Here is a 19,913-nt window from a genome sequence, read left to right on the forward strand (position 1 = left end):
TCCGATCGCGGATCGGTCCGAGCGCCACAGAGAACCGTGCGGTCCGCACCCAAGGGCAAAAATCCCAGAGGGAGAAATCGAAGGCGACTTCGTGTCTCTGGGAGTGTACATTGCCGGTTCAAGCCTTCTTTCTCGTTTTTGCAGCTTCGTTTGCTCATGCTACCTGGAACTTTCTCGCGAAGCGGGCCGCTCATCATCGACATCTGATCTGGTTTTCCTCGGCAACAGAAGCACTGGTGTTTACGCCCATTGCGATCTGGGTGTTGCGGAGCGCGGGGGCGGGGCTCGACCGCAGAGCTGCGCTGTTTCTGCTGGCGACCGGAATTCTGCACCTGCTGTACACGGAAAGTCTGTTGCGCGGATATCGCGTGGGAGACCTGACAGCGATCTATCCTCTGACACGCGGTACGGCGCCGCTGCTGTCGTTCCTCGGGGCTGTTGTTGTATTGCATGAGAGACCATCGCTTTGGGCGGTGTCGGGAGCACTGCTTATCTCCTTCGGTATTCTCCTCGCTTCAGGAGGGCTGTCTGCTTTCACGCATAGAACGAACCGGGCCGGACTGTTCCGGGCCGTCACAACGGGCGGCACGATCGCGGCGTACACGCTGGTGGACGGATATTCGGTGAAGACGCTGCTGATCTCTCCGTTGCTGGTGGAATTTGCGGGAAACCTGTTCCGGGCGGTCGTGTTGGCAGGCGGAGCGTGGCGGGATCGAGGCTCGCTTGGGACGGAGTATGTTCAATGCTGGAGAGAAGCGCTCGGAATTGCAACGCTTACGCCATTGGCTTACGTGTTGGTCCTGTTTGCGATGAGGATTGCGCCGATCAGCCATGTTGCGCCGGTGCGAGAGATGTCGATGATGGTGGGGATGTATTTTGGAGCACGATTCCTGAGTGAAGGACACATCATGCGGCGCATCGCAGGATCGGTATTGATCGTTCTCGGTGTGGCGGCGCTTGCGCTTGAATGAGAGAGATGGTCGCTTGAAGAAAGGAAAAGAAAAGCGCGGCTCGTGAGCCGCGCTTTCTTGCATCAAGAATTTGCAACGTGGTGCTAACCCAAATTCGCCAAAAGGTGGCGGATTTGGGCCACCTGTTAATCGGAGGTGGGAAAGGTTTGCGAGATGCGATCGTGCCAGCAGAGCGTGTCTTCGTCCACCAGCGCCCAGAGGAAGCCGAGCGCAACCGAGGCGAAGGAGATAAACACAAAGCGGGCGCGCGTCGAACGCTGGTTCCACTGCGGCACTCCACCGTCGAAGGTGCTGAGGCGGATGCCGCGCATCTTCATGCCGGGGGTGCGTCCAGCGTAGAGCAGGAAGATGTGCTGATAGACGGCCCACAATACCAGGGTGACCGCGCCAAGCATCATCCAGAAGGGCTTGGTGTGCGGAACCTCGGGCAGGGCGCGTAATGCCAAGGCAGCGAATATTGCGCCTGCTCCGGCGACGAATCCCCAATCGGTCAGCGAGGCCAGGAAGCGCTCGGAAATGAGCGCTACGCGCAGGGGAACTTCGATTTCGGGCTCACGGGGCGCGGAGGACTCAGGCATGTCGGCATCCAGGCGGATCTCGGGGAACAGCGAGCCCTGGACGGGAGGCATGATGTCCTCAGGCACCTCGAGAATGCGAGGCCGGTTATGGATGGGTTCGGCGAGTTCGTCACGCGAAGGCTGCGGGGCCAAAGGCGGCTCCAGCAGCGGACGGCGAAAGACGATCACGTTGCTTTGCGTCGGAGCAGCCAGCAACTCCGGCTCAGGCTCGGGCTCAGGTTCGAGTTCGAGTTCCGGCTCGGGCTCCGGTTCGGGGTCGGAGATGCGAATGTCGTTGAGCAGGGCCTCGGCAGGCGTTTCGGGACGAATCTCGAGATCGAGCGGCAGATCCGAGGAGTTTTCGGGCACGGCGGATTCCGCCGGCTCGACTTCTATCTCCGGTTCAGGTTCGCGAGCGGGAGCGGTGGCGGCTGCGGTGGCCCCGAGCGAGATGCTCTGCGCCAAGGATTCTGCGTTCAGGCGTCGATAGTAGTTGGTGTCAAAGGCATTGCGAGCCGAGGGAGCCGTGCTGCGGCCCTGGAGGCGCGCCGAAGGTTCAACGATTCGTTCGGCGGTGGGCTGCGAAGGGATCGTCTGCGACGCGGGACCGAAATTGAGGGACGGCACGACATCGCCTGCATCCTTGCCCTTGCGACGACGATAGTTGTTTACGCGTGAGGCGACTTCGGCACGCCAGGCTTCTTCGGCGGCGGCGGGCGGCGCGGGTACCTGGTGGCGAGGATCTGCGAATTGGGAATCCATTGGCTCGGCTGCGTCCATTGTGGCCTTGACTACCACTGATGATTTGCGGACAGAGGGACTATCCACAGATTCGGATGTGGTGAGGGTGCCGCGCGATGTAAGTCCCCGCGCGGCCAAGGAAGGCACGGAGCACGTGCACGGTGTACCGCAGAGCGGACATTCCATGGCGAATTGTGAAAACCACCAGAGCGTGCGGCAGGGATTCGGAATAGGTAAACTTTGTGGCGGAGCCTCTCGCGTGCTAACGTGCAACCGAGGCAGCTTCCGCGCCACATGGATCAGTAAAACGCATCCCGATGACCCTTCGCATTTTGAGATTTATCACAGTCACGATCGTAAGTCACCTGTTGTTGACGCCGCTGGCATTTACCAGTGAGTTGCCCACCCTCTCATCGCATTCGAATGGTGCTCTGCTTCCCTCGCAAGAGGTGACGATCAAGGCGCAGCAGCAGGAAAAGCAAGGGGACATCTACAAGCTCGATGGCGACGTCGAAATCTCCTACCAGGGGTATATCCTGCGAGCCGAGCACGTCACCTATAACGACTCGACGGGCGCGGTGGAGGCGACTGGGCGCGTGGTCTTCGATGGCGGACCGCACGATGCTCACATTACCGCCGGGCACGCGACGTACAACGTCAAGGACGAAACAGGCACGTTCTACGATGTCGCGGGCACGTTTGGAGCAGTCGTGCGCGGGCGCACTGTGGTGCTGACGACGAGCAATCCGTTCGTGATCGCGGGCAAAGAGGTTCGCAAGGTGGACCGCAACCGCTATATCGTCCTTCATGGCAGCATTACATCGTGCGCGGAGCCCACGCCGACGTGGACATTCAACGCGGAAAAGATCGACGTGGTGGCGGGCGAAGACGCGAAGATCTATCACTCGAGCTTCCGGCTGCTGAAGCTTCCGATCTTCTATTTCCCTTACACGCAGGCTCCGGCGAGCGCGGTTGGACGCACGAGCGGATTTCTGCTGCCATCGCTTGGGCAGTCGGCGATCAAGGGATACATCATCGGGGAATCGGTGTATTGGGCGATCAACCGGTCGAGTGACCTGACCGTGGGGGCAGAGTATTTTTCGGCTCGTGGCTGGAGCCAGAGCGGACAGTTCAGGATGAGGCCTTCGGAAAACAGTTCGCTGGAAATGAATTACTTTGGCGTGCTCGATCGCGGGGAACGAACCACGCACCAGAACCAGGGAGGCGAGGATGTGCGGCTGGTGGGAGAGACGAGCCGCGACCACTGGCGTTCGGTGGCCGATATCGAGTACCTAAGCTCCTTCCTGTTCCGGCAGGCGTTTTCGGAGACCTACACGCAGGCGGTGAACTCGGAAGTTAAATCCGTCGCGTTCACGTCGCACAACCTGGATGGCTTTTCTCTGAATGCCAGCGCGCAAAGGTACCAGAACTTCTACCAGGACAAGCAGACGAACTCATTCTCTAATCAGATCAAGATTCTGCACCTGCCGGTGGCTGAGGGGAATGCGCTGGAGCGCAGCATCGGCACGTCGCGATTTGTGTGGGGAGCAGATGCCAGCGCGGGGGGGCTGCAGCGGAGCGAACCGGGATTTGTAACGGCAAACCTTGTGGGACGACTCGATGTGCGCCCAAGGCTTGCGCTGCCGCTCGAGGTAAAAGGCTGGAACCTGCGTCCCGAGGTCGCCGTGCGGGACACGTTGTACACGCAGCAGAACTCGCCTTCGGCGACGAGCCTGCTGGGCGTGGCCGCAAGCGGAAGTTCACTGAACCGCCGCGCTATGGAAGCCGCAATGGAGATCCGTCCTCCGGTGATGGAGAGGGTTTTCGAACGCGATCTCTTTGGCCGACGCATCAAGCACGTGATCGAACCTGTATTTACGTATCGATATACGACCGGGATCGATCACTTCCAGAATATTATTCGCTTCGATGCGATGGACATTCTCAGCAACACGAATGAGTTTGAGTACGACGTGATCCAGCGCATCTATGGACACCGCCGCTCTACCCGCAACCAGCCGGGATGCGATGCGACGGAAGCTCCGCCAACGCCGACCAAAACCGCTCCAGACACGAGCACCGCGAACAACAAAGCGAATATTCCTGGCATGGCGGCAACGCGTCCTCGCTGCGAAGACGAAAGCAAGACGACGCGCGAACTGCTGAGTTGGGAGGTGCGGCAGAAGTACTATTTCGATCAGAGATTTGGTGGGGCACTGGTGACCGGGCGTCGCAATGTGTTTGCAGACACGGTGGATTTGACGGGCATCGCATTCCTGGACACGGCGCGCAACTGGAGCCCGGTGGTGAGCAAGCTGCGCATCCAGACCTCGGCTAATACCGACGTGCAATGGCAACTGGATTACGATCCGCTGCGCGGCCGCATCAACTCGAGCGCGACTTTTGCGGAGTACCGATTTAACGAGTATTTCGTCGGCGCAAGCCATTCGTTCTTCCGCATTCCGGCAAACGCGGTTACGGAAACGATCGCCAATGAGCCACTCGTGTTTAACCAGATTCGAATGCTGGTGGGATATGGACATCCGAATAAGCGAGGCTTCTCGGGAGGCGTGAGCACGGGGTACGACCAGAACTATGGCTTGCTGCAGTATGCGGCGGCGCAGGGAAGCTATAACTGGAACTGCTGCGGATTGAGCTTCGAGTACAGGCGCATCGATGTGCCGGGGGTGCGAACGGAAAATCTGTACCGATACTCATTCAGCCTGGCTAATATCGCTACGTTTGGGAATTTGCGGAAGCAGGAGAGGCTGTACTAAAAACTGCTCAACCTCAACGAGGAGGAGCGCCCTCGGTTAACTCCGCTACGCTTCTTGAACCTGGGGCACCCGATACCTGGCGGCGTCCGATATCCGGCTGGGATCAATCTAGAAGCACGAGAAAAGCCGCCTCCGATTGGAGGCGGCTTTTGTATGGGGCAGGTTAATTGGTGCTGAGCACGTCGTAGTTGTAGTTGATCATGAGGCGCTTAGGGACAACGCCCTTGAAGGGAATACTTTGCGAGATCGTCTGATCCCCGACCAGGAGCAGTTGTCCGAGTTTGCCGACGTTTCCATTGTTTAGCTCGTAATACACCGGGACGACCATGCGGAATTTGGGGCTGACGCCGGATTGCGTGAGCTTCATGTTGATCGTGCCGCCTTCGCTCGTCGTCTCAAACGAATAGCTGGGAATTTCGGTGCCATATACCCATTCATCGAAGAACCAATCCATGTTGCCAGTGCCAGCCTGTTTCATGGCGGGTGTCATGTGCTTCTCGACCATGGACTTGAAATCTTCGGTGCTTACCGGCTTATCGTGGTAGGTGGTCACGAAATCCTGCATCATTGCCTTGAACGCGTCGTCACCAGTTTTGTTATCGAACATCATCATGCGCAGCATGTGAAGGATGTAGGCGCCCTTGGTATAGATCACGTTCTGCCCGGTCCATCCGCCAACTTTACCAGTGTCAACGCGGTAGCCCATGGTGACCGAGCCTACGTCGATGGGGCGATGGCCGAACTGATCTTTCTCGACCATGCGGTCGCGCAGGTCTTTCCAGAACTGGAGGTATTCCTTGCGATCGTTGCGAACGTACTGGATGAAGAGCGAGGCGGAGAAATTGGCAAAGCCTTCGCTCATCCACTGGTCGCGGTAGCCAGTCCAACTGACGGTGTGGCCCCACCATTCGTGCGCGACCTCGTGAGGTTCCACTACCTTCCAGTACTGACCCTTGGGGTCGTCGAGTCCGAGTTGGTGGCGGGTGGTGGTGTCGAGGAAATAATAGATGGGCAAGAAGACCAATCCGGGCCACGCCTGTCCGAAATCGCCAGCCGTCTGCTGAGTGACTTCAAGGCTCTTGTAGGACATGGGGCCGAAGAAGTTGGAGTAGAGCACAACCGAGAGTTGCGCCTCGGCGAGAGACTTCTTGAGCATGGGCAGAGTGCTCATGGTGCCAAGCGCCATGCCGTTTGCTCCCATTTGCCCAAACCTGTCGTCCTGGTGTTCGACGGCAAGCTGGAGTGTTTTAAAGCTGTCGGGGATTTCCTTGTTGACAAAGGAGGTGACCTGAACGCCTTGCTTCTCAAGCTTGATGGTTTCGGACTTGAAGTCGCCAAAGTTGAAGCCTGCGACGGAGAGTGGGACGTCGGACTTCCACTGCGTTACGTTCTGGCCATTTTCTTCGCGCTGGCCGATCTGGGTTCCCGTAGCGGCCATGGTAAGGCGCTTGGGAACACGCAGCGTCATCTCGTACTGCGCGAAGTCTCCGAGATGCGTATTGGGATACCAGGTGGAGCGCGCAACCGGATAGTAGTTTCCATCACCTTCGCGGCGCACGGCATCCTTGCCGTTGTAGGTGGAGGTCACGACGACCTGCTCACCCTTCTTTGCGGGCTTTGCGAGCACGACGTAGTAGTCAGCGTCCTCATCGTGCTTCTCCTGAATCCACGAGAGCGGACTGCCATTGGCGTCGGTGACCTTGGAGACGCGGAGCTTGGGAAAAAGATTGAAGGGTACGACGCGAAGGTTATCGACCTGGGCGATGAAGGTTTCGGTCGTGGTGGCGGAGAGCTGTCCGCCGCGGTCGATGGAGGCGTCGATTTTGTGGCTCAAAGGTTTCAGGAAACCGGTCTCATGTGAAGTCTTTTTGACCTTCCAGCCGTCGCGCACTTCGGTGAGCAGGTGCCCGCCGTACCAGATGCCAGCCTTTGAGTCGGCAAAATCGATCAGCGCCACCTCTTCCGGCTGGAGTTCGCCAAACTCGATGCCCTGCGGATCGACGAGGAATCCAAGCTTGCCGAGCTTTTTGCCTTGGAAGAAGGCGAAGAAAAAGCCGTCCGGGTGGCCGGCGAGCACGGGTTGCAGCAGGCGCGCGGCAAGGTTGTACTTGAGGTCGGTGCGCAGGAATTTCTGATTGTCTTCGAGCAGATCGGCAGCGCAGCCGCCAGAAACTCTATTGGTGAGCAGAGGCTTCAGTTCTTCGGGAGTGCCATCGGCGAAGCGCAACACGAGCTTCTCAAAATTTTCGGTGATCCCCACGTTGTTCGTCAGCAGCTTCATCTGGTTCTGCTCGCGGGGATCGTTGGTATGCAAGCTGAACGTGCCGTCGCCACGGAAGACTGCACCGGTGACCATGCCCTGCACCGGAGCGAGCAGACAAAGAGTGCCGCTCTGCAATTCGAAGGTGCCAGTATCGCGCACCAGCTTTATGTTCTTGATTTCGTAAGCCTCGCCTGAAGTCTGAATGTGCCGCAACTGCAGGTAGGCGGGCTCGGAGTTTGGAGCAGGCGTGGCGTTTTCAACCGCAAATGCAGTAGATGAAGCCAGTAGGAGTGCCAACAGAGTGCTGCACAATCCATTCATGTGCGAGTTATTCCTTTGCTAGAACGGTTCAGGAATTATGAATCCAAAGTAGCTGGAATGCGACGAGAAAACATCGCATTCAGGGCAATACAGGTGAGATATAGGCAGAAATGAGCTGCGAAATTGGCGCGAAAAAGCCGCCCCCCGGAGGAGGCGGCGGCTGAAGCCGAAGGGCGTTAATTCTTGCTGAGCACATCCTCGTTGTAGTTGATGAACAGACGCTTCGGAACGGTCTTTCCGAGTGGAATGCTCTGCGAGATAGTCTGGTTTCCCACGAGCAGTAGCTGTCCGAACTTGCCGACCCGGCCATCGCCCAGCTCGAAGTACACGGGCACAAGCATGCGGAAGCTTGGACTGACGCCTGATTGCGTGACCTTGATGGTGATGGTTCCGCCCTCGATAGAGGACTCGCTCGCATAGGTGGGAACCTCGGTGCCGTACACCCAGTCATCGAAGAACCAATCCATCTTGCCGTCTCCGGTGGCGTTGAGTGTGGGTGACATGTGCTTCTCGACCATGGCCTTGAACTGCTCGGTGCTCATCGGTCGGTTCTGGTATGTGCGGACAACATCGTGCATTAAGGCTTTGAAATCTGCGTCGCCGGTTTGCTGGTTGTACATCAGCATGCGCAGCATGTGGAGCACGTAGCCGCCTTTGGGGTAGATGAGGTCCTGATAGATGTTGTAGCCCTGCTTACCGGAGTTGAGTCGCAATCCCATGGAGAGCGGCCCCGCATCCACTGCGCGCACCCCGAACTTGTTCTTATCAAGTAGGAGTCGGCGCTCATCTCTCCAGAAGTCCAGGAATTCCTGACGGTTGTTGCGGACGAGCTGCACATACAGCGAGGCGGCAAATTGCGAAAAGCCTTCGCTCATCCACTGATCGCGATAGGAATCGAACCCAACTGTATGTCCCCACCACTGGTGCGCGATTTCGTGCGGCTCCACGGTTCGGAAGTAGCTGTTGTTTTCGTTGAATCCGAAAGCATGGCGCTGAGTGGTATCGAGGAAATAGGTGATCGGCATGAAGACAAGTTCGGGCCAGCTCTGGCCGTAGTTCATGGCGGTTTGCTGGGTCACGCGCACGTCTTTGTAGCTCATAGGGCCGAAGTAATCCGTGTAGAGAATGGTGGCGAGTTGCGCTTCGGAGAGCGCTTTCTTCAGAAGAGGTGTGGTGCTCATGGTGCCGAGCTCGGAGACGCCGGTGTCATTACCTCCCAGCGATGGCGCTCCCCTTACGGCGACGCGCACAGCGGTGAGCTCTTTGAATATGTCGGGCGGTTCCTTATTCACGAAGCTGCCTACTGTTACATCGATCTTGTCGAGTTTGACTGTTTCCTGCTTGAAGTCACCGAAGTTGAATCCCGCGACCGCGAGCGGGATGTCGCTTTTCCAGACAGAGACGTTCTGTGAGCCTTCATTCTTGTTGCTGACGAGCGTGCCCGTGGCGGCCATTGTGTTGCCCTTGGGGATACGCAGCGTTATCTCGTAGGTGGCGTATTTGCCGAAGTGGGTAGTGGGATACCAGTTCTCTCGCGCACGTGGATAGTAGTTTCCGGTGCCCTCGTGTGAAACGGCGTCCTTGCCGGAGTAGGCGGTTACGAGCGTGTACTTTTCACCTTGGGCCAGGGGTTTCGGCAGAATCACGAGATACTGCATGTCTTCGTGCATCTCTTCCTGGATCCATGGCAGATGCGCTCCGGAGGTGTCGGTGACGGATTTGGTGCGCAGCTTCCAGTAGAGGTCCAGCGGAACGACACGCAGGCTATCGATGTTGGAGATAAACGTGGTGGTTGCGATACCGTCGAGGAATCCGCTGCGCTCGATGGAGACCTCAAGATTCTGATGCGCGATGCTGACTGGCCCAATCTCGGCAAGGTCGGTGCTGGCAGGACTAGGCGTGAGCTTGCCGCCGTACCAGATGCCGAACTTCAGATCGCTGTAGGTGAACATCGCGACCTGATCGGGGTACACCTCGACTTGCGGCGATGTGGAGCGCTCGCCATAAGTGAGGAATTTAGGGACGCCCTGCGGATCGACTACGAAGATCATGCGGTTGCTGTATTTGCGTCCATTGATGAAGGCCAGAAAGAAGCCGTCAGGTTTGGCCGCCAGAACGGGTTGGAGGAGACGTCCGCTGACGTTGTAACGCAAGGGGAACCGGCTCTCTTTCTGAGAATCTTCGAGAATGTCGATGGGACAACCGGCGCTTGTGCGTTTCAATGATGTGGAGTGCGCAATTTCTTCGCCTGTGCCGTCGGAGAAGCGCAAGGTCAGCTTCTCGAACTCTTCCGTCATGCCGGGACCGCCGGACAGAGCTTTGATCTGACTCTGCTCGCGACGATCGGTGGTCTGCAAGGTGAACGTGCCATCGCCACGGAAGACCGCTCCGGTGACCATTCCCTGCACGGGCGAGAGCAGGCAAACGGTTCCGCTGCGAAGCTCGAAGGTTCCCACATCGCGGACGATGCGAAGGTTATGCACTTCGTAGCCCTGGCTCTCGACCTGGATATGCCGTAGCTGGGTGTATATCGGATCGGAGTTGGGAGCGGGAGCAACGCTTTCAATGGCAAAGCAGTTGGTCGCGAGAGCGAAAACCATAACAAAGAGCGAGGAGCGTAGCCAAACTTTCATGTGAGATTCCCTTGGACATAAACCGACGAGGAGATTATGCGGCCAAAGTAGCTGCATTCGATAGAAAAGTGAGACAGAAACTCTGATTTTGGTTGATGGCTGCAGAGGTTTGGTGATTTCTGTTACGCTGAACCGTTCTGATGAAGACTTACTCTTATCTGCTTGGGGTGTGCGGATGCGCTCTTGCGCTGGCGACTGGATGTGCAGCGCCGGGTGCGCCACTGCCACCATCGCTACGCCTGCCGGTGGCGGTCGATAACCTGGCGATCATGCGCAAAGGGGATCGGGTGCTGCTTACGTGGTCTCCGCCGACGGAAACCACGGATCGCCAGCAGATGCGCGGGCCGACAACAACCCGCATCTGTCGCGTGCTGAATCAGTTTCCGATTAACCAGTGCGGCGAGCCGGTGAAGGAGATCAAGACGAGCGAGCTGGCGTCGGTTACGTCGTCCGCGCGGCGCCCGGTGGTCTCCTTTGAAGACGTATTGCCGCCTTCACTTGTTGACGCGCGCAATCAGGCGACGTATGCGGTCGTGGTGTTCAACGATCGCGGGCGCTCGGCTGGACTATCGAACCAGGTGCGAACCTCTCTCGTGCCCACGCCTCCGCCGCCGGGAAACTTCCGCGCCACGCTCGACGGGCAAGGGCCGCTGCTGGAGTGGAATGTGACCTCTGCGCCGGCTGCTTCGGCGGGGACCTCGTACCGGCTGCGAATCTACCGCCGGGTGCATGGGAAAGGCGAGTTTGCGCTGGCAGCCGAACTGCCCTATCACATGGGCCCGGGAGAGGCGCGCGACAGCAATTTCGCGTGGGAGCAGCAGTATGAGTACAAGGTTACGGCTGTGACCGTGCTGGCGTCGGCAGTTGGTCGTCCAGCGGTGGAAGTGGAAGGCGACGACAGCGAGGCGGTGCATCTCAACGTGCATGACGTATTTCCGCCCGCGGTGCCGAGTGGCTTGCAGGCAGTATTCAGCAGCGTTGGGCAGAAGCCATTCATCGACCTCACGTGGGCACCAAACACGGAAAGCGATCTGGCTGGATACATTGTCTATCGCCGCGCGGCCAACTCCACCTTTGCCGCCGCTTCGGGAGGCACTCCGTTGAAGGCTCCTGCGTGGCGCGATAACGATGTTCATGCTGGGCAGAAGTATTTCTATGCCGTCGCAGCGGTGGATCTGCGCGGCAACCAGAGTGCACAATCAGCTCCGGCCGAAGAGTCGGTGCCTTTGGAGGTTCGATGAAGTTCTGCCGCTTTTTAGGAATGGAAGGATCCCGCTTTGGCCTCGTGGAAACACGCGACGGCCACGACTACATTGTCAGCGAGCTAGGCAGCCCGCAGATGCAGGTGAGCAGCGTTGGTGTCCCCGAACTCATCGTGCTGCCCGAGATCGGCTCTGGCAAGAAGATCGAGGAGCCGTTTCCGCTGGAGCGCGCGAAGCTGCTGACACCGTTCCCCATTGTCAGCAAGATCATGTGCGTAGGACGTAATTACGCGGCACACGTGCGCGAGCTGAATCACGAGATGCCGACCGAGCCGCTGATCTTCGGCAAGCCGCCATCATCGCTGCTGGCTCCGGGTGGCGAGATTGTGCGCCCAACTCTCAGCAAGCGCGTGGATTATGAAGGCGAGCTGGGAGTGATCATCGGAAGGCGATGCCACAAGATGAAGGAAGGCGAGAACGCGAAGGACTACATTCTCGGCTACACGGTCGTGAATGATGTCACAGCCCGCGACTTGCAGAATATCGATGGGCAGTGGACCCGCAGCAAAGGGTTTGACACGTTCTGCCCGTTTGGGCCGATTGTCACGACGGAACTCGACATGACGAACGGCATCAGCGTGCAGACGCGGGTGAATGGCGAGGTGAAGCAGGACGGGAACACGCGCGACATGATGTTCAACATCGATAGGATCATCTACCACATCTCCCAGTTCTGCACCCTATTGCCGGGAGACCTGATTGCCACCGGCACGCCGGAGGGCGTTGGGCCGATCCATGCCGGGGATGTGGTCGAGGTGTCGGTGGAAGGCATAGGCACGCTGCGGAACCCGGTGATCAACGAGTAATCAGGTCAAAATCGTAGATACGAAAGCGCGAGTCCTTCCGGGGCTCGCGCTTTTTTCGCAGACGGCGTGTCGCTGCTCCGGTGGGACCATTTCGTAGTAAAGTCAAAGTAGAGCGGTCCATATCAGATCGCGCCTTTTTCTCCGATGACCCTGCTGCGCATCTACACGTTTACTGGTGCTGTAGTCCTGGCCGTTGCCAGCTCCGTGCTGTGGCGTCTTGGCAAGAACAAGATGACTCCCGAGCAGCGCGAAGCGTTGCGCCGCAAACGAATCACCGAACTGGGCAGAATCACCGATGGAACCGTGCTCGATGTGCAGGAGTTTGAGGCCGAACCGGGCCACGTGCAGCACCTGGTGCTCTACACCTATGACATTGCGGGAGTGCAGTATGAGTGCTCGCAAGATGTGACGAACCTGCATCCGTTTGAGGACATACACTCCTGCCGCATCGGCGTCACTACGAGTGTTAAGTATGATCCGCACAGCCCCGGCAACTCGATTGTTGTATCCGAGAACTGGTGCGGGCTGCGAATTTAGTAGCTTTCCAACCTATTATCAGCACTCCCGCTCACTGACTGCCAATCTTCTACTCCCCGGCACCTTCTACCTTGCTGCGTCTATCTAACCGGGTTAAGAACGTGGCACACGCTAAACAGTTTCAGGAGAAACGGTGATCATGGGAGAGATCAGCGAGCGGCATCCGTTACGGCAACTTCTGACGGAGAAGATTAAGACTAAATTCGGGAACGATGTGGGACTGAAGGACGAGGAGATCTGGGCGTATCTGGCGGACCTGCTGACGAGCTTCTGCGACACTCGGAATGTGTATGCATTGAAGAATGCGCAGGGGCGCTCGCTGGATGACGTGGGAGAGATGCTGCTGGAGAGCGACCCGATCTTTGGCGAAGCTCCTTCGTTCGGTCGCGAGCGGCAGGTGCGCAAGCACATCGGGGACTTCACACTTTTCTACAGCGGAATGTTTCCGGAGTCGATCAATCGCTTTCGATTGAGGCGGCAGCGGTTAGAGAATCTCATCGATTTTGTGCAGGCGGGCAAAGAAAGCTATTTCATCGTCAGCCAGTTCGACCAGATGGAGTATCGCAATGTCGCGCCGTTATTCGGGCGACTGTCGAAGCAGTTTGAAACGTGCGTTTTCGGGCTCAACCTGGTTCGGCAGGAGTTGCGCGAAATGCAGTATGCGCTAGTGCGTCCAGAAGACATTGTGATGTGAACCGGCTAGCGCTATCCGTTGGCGCTCATGCGATAGAAGCTGAGGGAGCTGTCCCCCTGATCGAGCCGACGATAGCGCTCGAGTTCTCCCTCGCCATCACCGGGATCGAATCGCTTCTCGTGCTCGGCGACCACGATTGCGGCCTCGCCGAGGATTTGGCCGCGTGCGATGGTGCGCAAGACCTCCCCGTAAGCTCCATGCATGCGGTACGGAGGATCCAAGAAGCACACGTCAAATTGCAATCCGGCTTTCTCCCACTGGCGCAGAGCCTCGGCCGAATCGCGCTCGGCCACATCGGCCCCAAGCCCGAGCAAGGAGAGATTGTGGCGCAGCACTCTTGCGGCTTGCACGCTTGTTTCGGCAAAGTGAACAGAGGCTGCGCCGCGGCTTAACGCCTCGATTCCCACAGCACCTGTTCCGGCAAACAAATCAGCCCATCGGCATCCCTCGACCATTCCAGCCGATGAAAGCACATTGAACAACGTCTCCTTGAGCCGATCGTAGGTGGGACGAGTCTCCAAACCATCAAGGCTCTTCAGGGTTCGGCTGCGAAACTTTCCCGCGATCACTCTCATTTGGCCTCTTCTACACCCGGCCCTGTGCCGTGTAGTGTATTAGTAATGGGTTTCGCAGAGATAAGGCAAATCGCATGAGACGCTGGTCCATTCCGGTACTCGATATTTTCGGGATCCACTTCCGAGTGCACTTCAGCTTCCCGCTGATGTTCTGCCTGGTTTGGTTCCTAGAGACCGGACGCGGGCCGGAAGTCGGATTGCGCAGCTTTGTCCTCATGCTGCTTGTGCTGTTCGCAGTTATTACACACGAGATTGGTCACACGCTGGTAGCGGCACGCCATGGCATTCGCGTACGCAGCGTGGTGCTGTTGCCGATCGCGGGCATTTCGCTGCTGGACGAGCAGGCGCAGCGCGGACTCGATGCCCGCCGCGAAATTCGGATCGCGATTGCCGGGCCGATGGTGAACTTGGCGCTGGCATCGCTGATCGGCGCAACAACGCTGTTGCTGTACCCACACGTGCAATTGTTCCAGTTCCCATGGTTAACGCCGTTTGATCTTCCGCGCAGCTTCTTCTGGGCACAGTTGTTTGTAGGAGCACTGAACCTGCTACCGGCATATCCGCTGGATGGAGGCCGCATCCTGCGTGCGGTGCTGGCGACGAACGGCGATCAGGTGACGGCCACGCGACGCGCAGTGACAGTGGGGCAATGGTTTTCGCTGGCGCTGTTTCTATGCGGCGGAGCGGTGTTTCTCGGTTCGAGCTCGCGTAATCTGTGGATCATGATGGCCGGAGCGTTTCTGTTCCTGGCTGCGCAACTGGAAGATCGCAGTATGATCCTCCAAGCCGTGCTGGAGCGGGTACGCGTGCGTGACGTGATGGCAACCGACTTCATTACGGTGTCGCCGGCGGACACGCTGGCCGATGTGCTGCAGCGCTCCGTGGATCCTCCGCAAGAAGAGTTTCCGGTGGTGCGCGGTACAGATATGGTGGGAGTGATCAGTCGTCAGCAGATGGCCGAGTCGCTGGAAGAGCAGGGCAACGGCTATGTGCAGTCGGCGATGCGCCGGGAATATCCAGTTGCAGGTCCGCAGGAGTCGCTGGCAGCGGTTCTGCGCCGCATTGGACACAGCGGTCTCGCGATGATTCCTGTGGTCGAGTCCGACTACCTGGTCGGCATCATCACCTTCCAGAACCTGATGCGAAAGCTGACCGCACTCTCGCTGCGCCGCACGACAGCAGAAACAACTCCGACGAACGCTCCTGCTCCGCAACAGTAAAGCTCTCACAATAAGTTCGACAACAAGGTAAGGGAATGTCATCACAACCAGTACAGGCGAAGGCCGTCAAACCGAAGACCCGGAAATGTTATGTCTGCGGCCCTGAAAATCAGCATGGAATGCAGGTGCCGTTCTATCCCGATGGACCGACGGGGAGCCGCGCGCTCTACACGGCGCGTGACGAGCACAATGGGTGGCCAGGCATTTTGCATGGCGGCGTAACGTTTTCGCTGATGGATGAGGCGCTGGGCTGGGCGGTTCATTTCCAGGGACTGAACGGAGTGACGGCTAAGGCTGAGACGCGATTTCGTGAGCCCATTCCAGTCGGAGCGAAGCTGGTCATTCGCGGATGGACTATTGAGCAGCGCCGGAAATTGATAACCGCGCGCGCTGAAATCCGAACCGATGATGAGGCACAGACATTGCTGGCTGAAACCGATGCCACAATGTTTTTGCTGGAGACAGACGATAGCGAGTGATCTTTAGTGCGGGTTCCGAATCTATTCTGTGAGCTTAGACTAGCAGCCGATTCTGAATATGCCCGAACTGCCTGACATCTCGGCCTACATTCATGCATTAAAGCCGCGCATCATTTTGCAACCGCTCGAGCGCATTCGGGTGGCGAGCCCGTTTCTGTTGCGCACGGCAGAGCCGCGCATTTCAGAGGCGGAAGGACGCACGGTGCGTGATGTTCGGCGTATCGGCAAGCGAATCGCAATCGGGTTGGAAAGCGATCTCTGGCTGGTGTTGCATCTGATGATCGCCGGTCGCCTGCACTGGCGCAAACCCGCGGTAAAACTGGCTGGACGGCAGAACCTGGCAGCATTCGATTTCCCCACCGGCTCGCTCGTGCTAACGGAGGCGGGCACAAGACATCGCGCGTCGCTGCACGTGCTGCGCGGCGAGGATGGTCTGAAGTCGGTCGATCCGGGCGGCATCGATGTTCTCTCCTCCGACCTTGAGGCGTTCCGCAATGCGATGATCGCGGAGAATCGCACGCTGAAGCGCGCACTCACCGATCCGCGAATACTTAGCGGCATTGGCAATACGTATTCAGACGAGATCCTGCATGCGGCTCAACTATCACCCGTGGCGCTGACACAGAAATTGCAGACCTCAGAGTGGGAGAGGCTGTTCGCTGCGACTTGCGACGTTCTGAAGCATTGGGTAGAGCGGTTGCGTGAGGAAGCAGAGAGAGACTTTCCTGAGAAAGTGACAGCGTTCCGCGAGGGAATGGCTGTGCACGGCCGTTACGGAAAGCCATGCCCTCGCTGCGGAGAAGCGATTCAGCGAATTCGGTACGCCGACAACGAAACTAACTACTGCGCCCGCTGCCAGACCGGAGGCAAATTGCTTGCCGACCGCAGTTTGTCGCGACTGCTGCATTCGGACTGGCCACGAACGATGGATGAACTCGAGGCACTGAAGCGCCGTTGACAGAAGGAACTTACGGTTGTGACGGCTCCAGAGAAAATGATTGCTCCGACTGAGGCGGGGTGAAAAGATCATCGACAGGCAATCTTCTGATGAAGACTACAACCAATATGAGCACAACTGTTCCCGATATCCGGGAAGTTAAAAGCCAACGCACGCGCCGTTTGCAAATCGCACTCGCAGTGCTGGTTTGCTTCGTTGGATTTCTGGCGATTTACGAGTTGCGACTGGATGAAGTTGCAGGGCAGTTCAAAGACGATGGATGGTATCTAGTCCTGGCGCGCTCGCTCGCGACCGGTCACGGATTCGCGCTGATCAATTTACCCGATCATTCGGGGCAATACTTTTATCCGCCATTCTTTCCCTTCCTGCTGTCGTTGCTGATGCGCGTCTCTCCGCGTTTTCCGGAGAACCTCGTTTTGTTGAAGTCGCTGTCCATCCTCTCGATGGCGATTCTGCCGTTTGTGGTGTTCCGGTTGCTCATCCGAAGGAACCGCTTGCCTTTATCGCTGGCGTTTCTGGTGGCAGCCGCGGCGGCCATAGGGCCTGCGACGGTGATGTTGGCGACGTCGTCGGTGATGTCGGAAACCGTGTTTACGCTGTTGCAGTTCGTCGCTTTGCTCTTTGCTGATCGATGCGCGGAAGAGGGGCGCAACAGCAAGTCTGTCGCAAATGCGTTCTTTGCGGGACTGTTTGGTTCGCTTGCCTATCTGACGAGAACCATCGGATTTACCTTACTGGGTGGCATTGCCGTTTATCTTCTGCGCCGCAAGCTGTTTAAGGAATTTGGTGTTTACGCCTCGATCGTGATCCTGCTCGCTGGAAGTTGGGGAGCTTACAAGCGCACGCAGCAGGATGCTTCGAAGCTACTCGTGCACGGATACACAGCGCAGTTCTGGGACCGCTATGCAGGTGTGGCAGGGGCGCAGGCAACGATTCGAGACCTCCCGGGGCGCGTTTGGCAACTCTCGACTGCGATGGTGGGAGCGGATTTTGGAACGCTGATTGTTCCGTCCTTGTATCGCTCCGGCTCGGAGAGCGGTGAGGAGCTGACGGACCTCACGGTCGTGATTCCCGCGGTGTCGCGCAATTACATGAAGGCGCCGATGGGCTCGATGGGACACGCAAGCTCGGGGCAGATTATTTCGCTGGCGTTGTCGATCGTTGTCCTGATCGGATTCATATCGGCGGCGAAACGAGATACGGGACTGCTGGAACTGGTGTTTGGGTTTACGATTCTGCTTCTGGTGTTCTGGCCCTGGTCGCCGCTTCGGTACATGGTTCCAGTACTGGCTCTTGTGCTCTACTATCTGGCTTTGGGAACGCGAGCGATCTCTGCATGGCCGTGGCAGAGGGTATTGCGGCAGCATTCGCCAGATCTTTGGAGCGCTGCGCGCGTGGTGATGCTGTGTGTGCTGATCCTTTTCGTTTACGACCACGCGATGTACATAAGTGCCAAACATACATCCCCGAACTCTCTGCAACACCCGGATTGGATACGGTGGTTCAATGCTCAGAGGAGCGCCGCAACCTGGGTGCGAGAAAACACACCGGAAAGTGAAGTCGTCAGCGGCGATGACCTGCCAATGCTGTATCTGTATTCGAACCGCACCACGGAGCATTGCACGTTTAGCGACTGTCCGAGCAAGGGAGTGCGGTACTACGTTTTCACCGAGGCAGGAGGTGAGGCGCCGCCGATGAAACCTGTCTTCGAAGGAAACTATCCCGGGGTGAAGGTGCTGGATCTGCGCGGCAAGTGATGAAATCCGGCGAACATGATTTGCTGACGATGCCAAGTTCTGTCGCGAGTGCTGATTCATCCTGATGCGGGATGCAGTTGGGTCGAAAGGCATGTGTGTTGACGTGTGTACATGTCGTTCGACTTGACATGTACACAAGCGGACGTGTATTCATGTACGCATGAAGACCGTAGCAGTAATAGCTCAGAAGGGCGGTGTTGGTAAGACGACGCTCGCCATTCACTTGGCGGTCGCCGTAGAGCGGGACGAGAAAACCGCGGCAGTCATTGACCTTGATCCTCAAGCAAGCGCCGCTACATGGAGCGACGTTCGCGCAGGGGAGACTCCGGCTGTAGTATCCGCACAAGCTAATCGCTTGCCTGTCGTTCTGCAGGAAGCCGAACGATTTGGTGCCGAGTTTGCCATCATCGACACTTCTCCGAATTCCGAATCCTCATCTCTCACGGCTGCTCGCGCGGCTGACCTGGTGCTGATTCCGTGCCGACCCCATCTGTTCGATCTGCAGGCGGTAACTACGACGATCGAACTTGTCAGAATCGCGAACAAACCATTTGCAATCGTGCTTAACGCCGTTCCTGCGCAAGGGAAGCTAGGCCAGGAAACCGCTGCACTTCTGCAAGGACTCGGCGCCACTATCGCACCGATCCAGCTCGGGCACAGGGCAGCCTACTATCACTGTCTGACCAAAGGGCAGGTTGCATCAGAGTACGATCCACTTGGTAAGGCGGCAGAAGAAGTCTTTGCTCTTTATCGCTGGGTGAAAACACAGTTGGAATTGAAGTCGCAGTCTTCAACCAAGCTGCATGTGGCTGGTGCAGGCACGGATGGTAGTCATGTGTGAGTGTGTACACGTATACAAAAGAGAAAGTGCTTATGTCTAAACCATCACTCAAAGAAGCGATGAGTCGTGCAGCGCACCGTACGCCATTTGGCCGGACGCCCGAGGTGCCGCGGTCCGAGGTAGAGCCCGAACCCAAGGTGAAAACCGAGCACGTAGCAACAAAGACGCCATCAAGACCCAAGAGCAGGATAGGGAAGAAGGTAATCAGCGGATTCTTTGACAGAGAAGTATCGCGCCAGCTGTCGAAGCTCGCTATCGATCAGGATCGTACGAACGAGGACCTCTTGCGCGAGGCTCTCAACGACCTGTTCGCGAAATATCATCTGCCAAGTATTGCTTAAACTTTTAGCTGAATGAAGCAAGATCGGCCGGCGCTAATGCGTCGGCCGTTTTGCGTAGGCACGAAGATGAGCTGACATCAGCATTGTGATTGTCACTAAGCTGTAGCCGGATTCTCGTTCATAGTTCGAAGTTCCAGGTGGGCTTCAAAGATTTTGCAAACCTGCAAGAACCTACAAGAC

16 protein-coding genes are annotated in these 19,913 nt (G+C 57.6%); 12 read left to right on the forward strand and 4 right to left on the reverse strand.

What is annotated here, in order from left to right; translation table 11 throughout:
* The first annotated feature begins 110 nt into the window (after positions 1–110).
* On the forward strand, positions 111–971 hold the full coding sequence (locus AC6IY8_RS15980; protein ID WP_497775540.1) for an EamA family transporter: 861 nt from the start codon (positions 111–113) through the stop codon (positions 969–971).
* 125 nt (positions 972–1,096) lie between these two features.
* On the opposite strand, the gene AC6IY8_RS15985 is transcribed toward AC6IY8_RS15980, so the two are convergent.
* A complete protein-coding gene (locus tag AC6IY8_RS15985; protein WP_497775541.1) occupies positions 1,097–2,290 on the reverse strand; it encodes an RDD family protein in 1,194 nt (397 codons plus the stop codon).
* A 296-nt stretch (positions 2,291–2,586) separates the two neighbouring features.
* Between AC6IY8_RS15985 and AC6IY8_RS15990 the strand changes: the two genes are divergently transcribed.
* Positions 2,587–5,046: an LPS-assembly protein LptD gene (locus AC6IY8_RS15990; protein ID WP_497775543.1), complete on the forward strand. Its 2,460-nt coding sequence runs from the start codon at positions 2,587–2,589 to the stop codon at positions 5,044–5,046.
* A gap of 163 nt (positions 5,047–5,209) precedes the next feature.
* On the opposite strand, the gene AC6IY8_RS15995 is transcribed toward AC6IY8_RS15990, so the two are convergent.
* Entirely contained in the window at positions 5,210–7,606 is a 2,397-nt protein-coding gene (locus tag AC6IY8_RS15995) for a M1 family aminopeptidase (RefSeq protein WP_497775544.1), read from the reverse strand.
* A gap of 200 nt (positions 7,607–7,806) precedes the next feature.
* Entirely contained in the window at positions 7,807–10,263 is a 2,457-nt protein-coding gene (locus AC6IY8_RS16000) for a M1 family metallopeptidase (protein ID WP_497775546.1), read from the reverse strand.
* 140 nt (positions 10,264–10,403) lie between these two features.
* On the opposite strand from AC6IY8_RS16000, the gene AC6IY8_RS16005 reads away from it, so the two are divergent.
* The 4 genes from AC6IY8_RS16005 to AC6IY8_RS16020 all read left to right on the forward strand — a co-directional run bounded on the left by AC6IY8_RS16005 (position 10,404) and on the right by AC6IY8_RS16020 (position 13,562).
* Positions 10,404–11,504, forward strand: a complete 1,101-nt coding sequence (locus AC6IY8_RS16005) for a fibronectin type III domain-containing protein (RefSeq protein WP_497775548.1) — start codon at positions 10,404–10,406, stop codon at positions 11,502–11,504.
* Positions 11,501–12,331, forward strand: a complete 831-nt coding sequence (locus tag AC6IY8_RS16010) for a fumarylacetoacetate hydrolase family protein (RefSeq protein WP_497775549.1) — start codon at positions 11,501–11,503, stop codon at positions 12,329–12,331. The genes AC6IY8_RS16005 and AC6IY8_RS16010 overlap by 4 nt, the downstream gene beginning before the upstream one ends.
* 144 nt (positions 12,332–12,475) lie before the next feature.
* A complete protein-coding gene (locus tag AC6IY8_RS16015) occupies positions 12,476–12,868 on the forward strand; it encodes a hypothetical protein (RefSeq protein WP_497775550.1) in 393 nt (130 codons plus the stop codon).
* Positions 12,869–13,007: 139 nt separating this feature from the next.
* Positions 13,008–13,562, forward strand: a complete 555-nt coding sequence (locus AC6IY8_RS16020; RefSeq protein WP_497775551.1) for a hypothetical protein — start codon at positions 13,008–13,010, stop codon at positions 13,560–13,562.
* Between the two features lie 11 nt (positions 13,563–13,573).
* Here the strand turns inward: AC6IY8_RS16020 and rsmD are convergent, their stop codons facing one another.
* The gene (gene rsmD, locus AC6IY8_RS16025) at positions 13,574–14,137 is read right to left on the reverse strand and encodes a 16S rRNA (guanine(966)-N(2))-methyltransferase RsmD (RefSeq protein ID WP_497775552.1); all 564 of its coding nucleotides are present in this window, start codon (positions 14,135–14,137) and stop codon (positions 13,574–13,576) included.
* A 74-nt stretch (positions 14,138–14,211) separates the two neighbouring features.
* Here rsmD and AC6IY8_RS16030 point away from each other — a divergent pair, with 74 nt between their 5' ends.
* The 6 genes from AC6IY8_RS16030 to AC6IY8_RS16055 all read left to right on the forward strand — a co-directional run bounded on the left by AC6IY8_RS16030 (position 14,212) and on the right by AC6IY8_RS16055 (position 19,733).
* A complete protein-coding gene (locus AC6IY8_RS16030) occupies positions 14,212–15,357 on the forward strand; it encodes a site-2 protease family protein (protein WP_497775554.1) in 1,146 nt (381 codons plus the stop codon).
* 35 nt (positions 15,358–15,392) lie between these two features.
* Positions 15,393–15,836: a PaaI family thioesterase gene (locus tag AC6IY8_RS16035; protein WP_497775555.1), complete on the forward strand. Its 444-nt coding sequence runs from the start codon at positions 15,393–15,395 to the stop codon at positions 15,834–15,836.
* A 58-nt stretch (positions 15,837–15,894) separates the two neighbouring features.
* Complete coding sequence (locus AC6IY8_RS16040) at positions 15,895–16,794, forward strand: Fpg/Nei family DNA glycosylase (protein ID WP_497775556.1); 900 nt, start codon at positions 15,895–15,897, stop codon at positions 16,792–16,794.
* An 89-nt stretch (positions 16,795–16,883) separates the two neighbouring features.
* Positions 16,884–18,551, forward strand: coding sequence for a glycosyltransferase family protein (locus tag AC6IY8_RS16045; protein ID WP_497775559.1), 1,668 nt, complete (start codon positions 16,884–16,886; stop codon positions 18,549–18,551).
* Positions 18,552–18,711: 160 nt separating this feature from the next.
* Positions 18,712–19,392 carry an AAA family ATPase gene (locus AC6IY8_RS16050; protein WP_497775560.1) on the forward strand — a complete coding sequence of 227 codons (681 nt, stop codon included), beginning with the start codon at positions 18,712–18,714 and terminating at the stop codon, positions 19,390–19,392.
* A gap of 32 nt (positions 19,393–19,424) precedes the next feature.
* Complete coding sequence (locus AC6IY8_RS16055; RefSeq protein WP_497775561.1) at positions 19,425–19,733, forward strand: ribbon-helix-helix domain-containing protein; 309 nt, start codon at positions 19,425–19,427, stop codon at positions 19,731–19,733.
* The last annotated feature ends 180 nt before the right edge of the window (positions 19,734–19,913 follow it).

The sequence above is a fragment of the Koromonas soli genome, assembly GCF_059726265.1.

What these genes read in the sequence shown, in the direction of transcription:
- AC6IY8_RS15985 (WP_497775541.1), bottom strand. Translation starts at nt 2,290, where the DNA reads ATGGATTCCCAATTCGCAGATCCTCGCCACCAGGTACCCGCGCCGCCC.
- AC6IY8_RS16005 (WP_497775548.1), top strand. Translation starts at nt 10,404, where the DNA reads ATGAAGACTTACTCTTATCTGCTTGGGGTGTGCGGATGCGCTCTTGCG.
- AC6IY8_RS16035 (WP_497775555.1), top strand. Translation starts at nt 15,393, where the DNA reads ATGTCATCACAACCAGTACAGGCGAAGGCCGTCAAACCGAAGACCCGG.
- AC6IY8_RS16030 (WP_497775554.1), top strand. Translation starts at nt 14,212, where the DNA reads ATGAGACGCTGGTCCATTCCGGTACTCGATATTTTCGGGATCCACTTC.
- AC6IY8_RS16010 (WP_497775549.1), top strand. Translation starts at nt 11,501, where the DNA reads ATGAAGTTCTGCCGCTTTTTAGGAATGGAAGGATCCCGCTTTGGCCTC.
- AC6IY8_RS15990 (WP_497775543.1), top strand. Translation starts at nt 2,587, where the DNA reads ATGACCCTTCGCATTTTGAGATTTATCACAGTCACGATCGTAAGTCAC.
- AC6IY8_RS16050 (WP_497775560.1), top strand. Translation starts at nt 18,712, where the DNA reads ATGAAGACCGTAGCAGTAATAGCTCAGAAGGGCGGTGTTGGTAAGACG.
- AC6IY8_RS16040 (WP_497775556.1), top strand. Translation starts at nt 15,895, where the DNA reads ATGCCCGAACTGCCTGACATCTCGGCCTACATTCATGCATTAAAGCCG.
- AC6IY8_RS16055 (WP_497775561.1), top strand. Translation starts at nt 19,425, where the DNA reads ATGTCTAAACCATCACTCAAAGAAGCGATGAGTCGTGCAGCGCACCGT.
- AC6IY8_RS16015 (WP_497775550.1), top strand. Translation starts at nt 12,476, where the DNA reads ATGACCCTGCTGCGCATCTACACGTTTACTGGTGCTGTAGTCCTGGCC.
- AC6IY8_RS16020 (WP_497775551.1), top strand. Translation starts at nt 13,008, where the DNA reads ATGGGAGAGATCAGCGAGCGGCATCCGTTACGGCAACTTCTGACGGAG.
- AC6IY8_RS16045 (WP_497775559.1), top strand. Translation starts at nt 16,884, where the DNA reads ATGAAGACTACAACCAATATGAGCACAACTGTTCCCGATATCCGGGAA.
- rsmD (WP_497775552.1), bottom strand. Translation starts at nt 14,137, where the DNA reads ATGAGAGTGATCGCGGGAAAGTTTCGCAGCCGAACCCTGAAGAGCCTT.
- AC6IY8_RS16000 (WP_497775546.1), bottom strand. Translation starts at nt 10,263, where the DNA reads ATGAAAGTTTGGCTACGCTCCTCGCTCTTTGTTATGGTTTTCGCTCTC.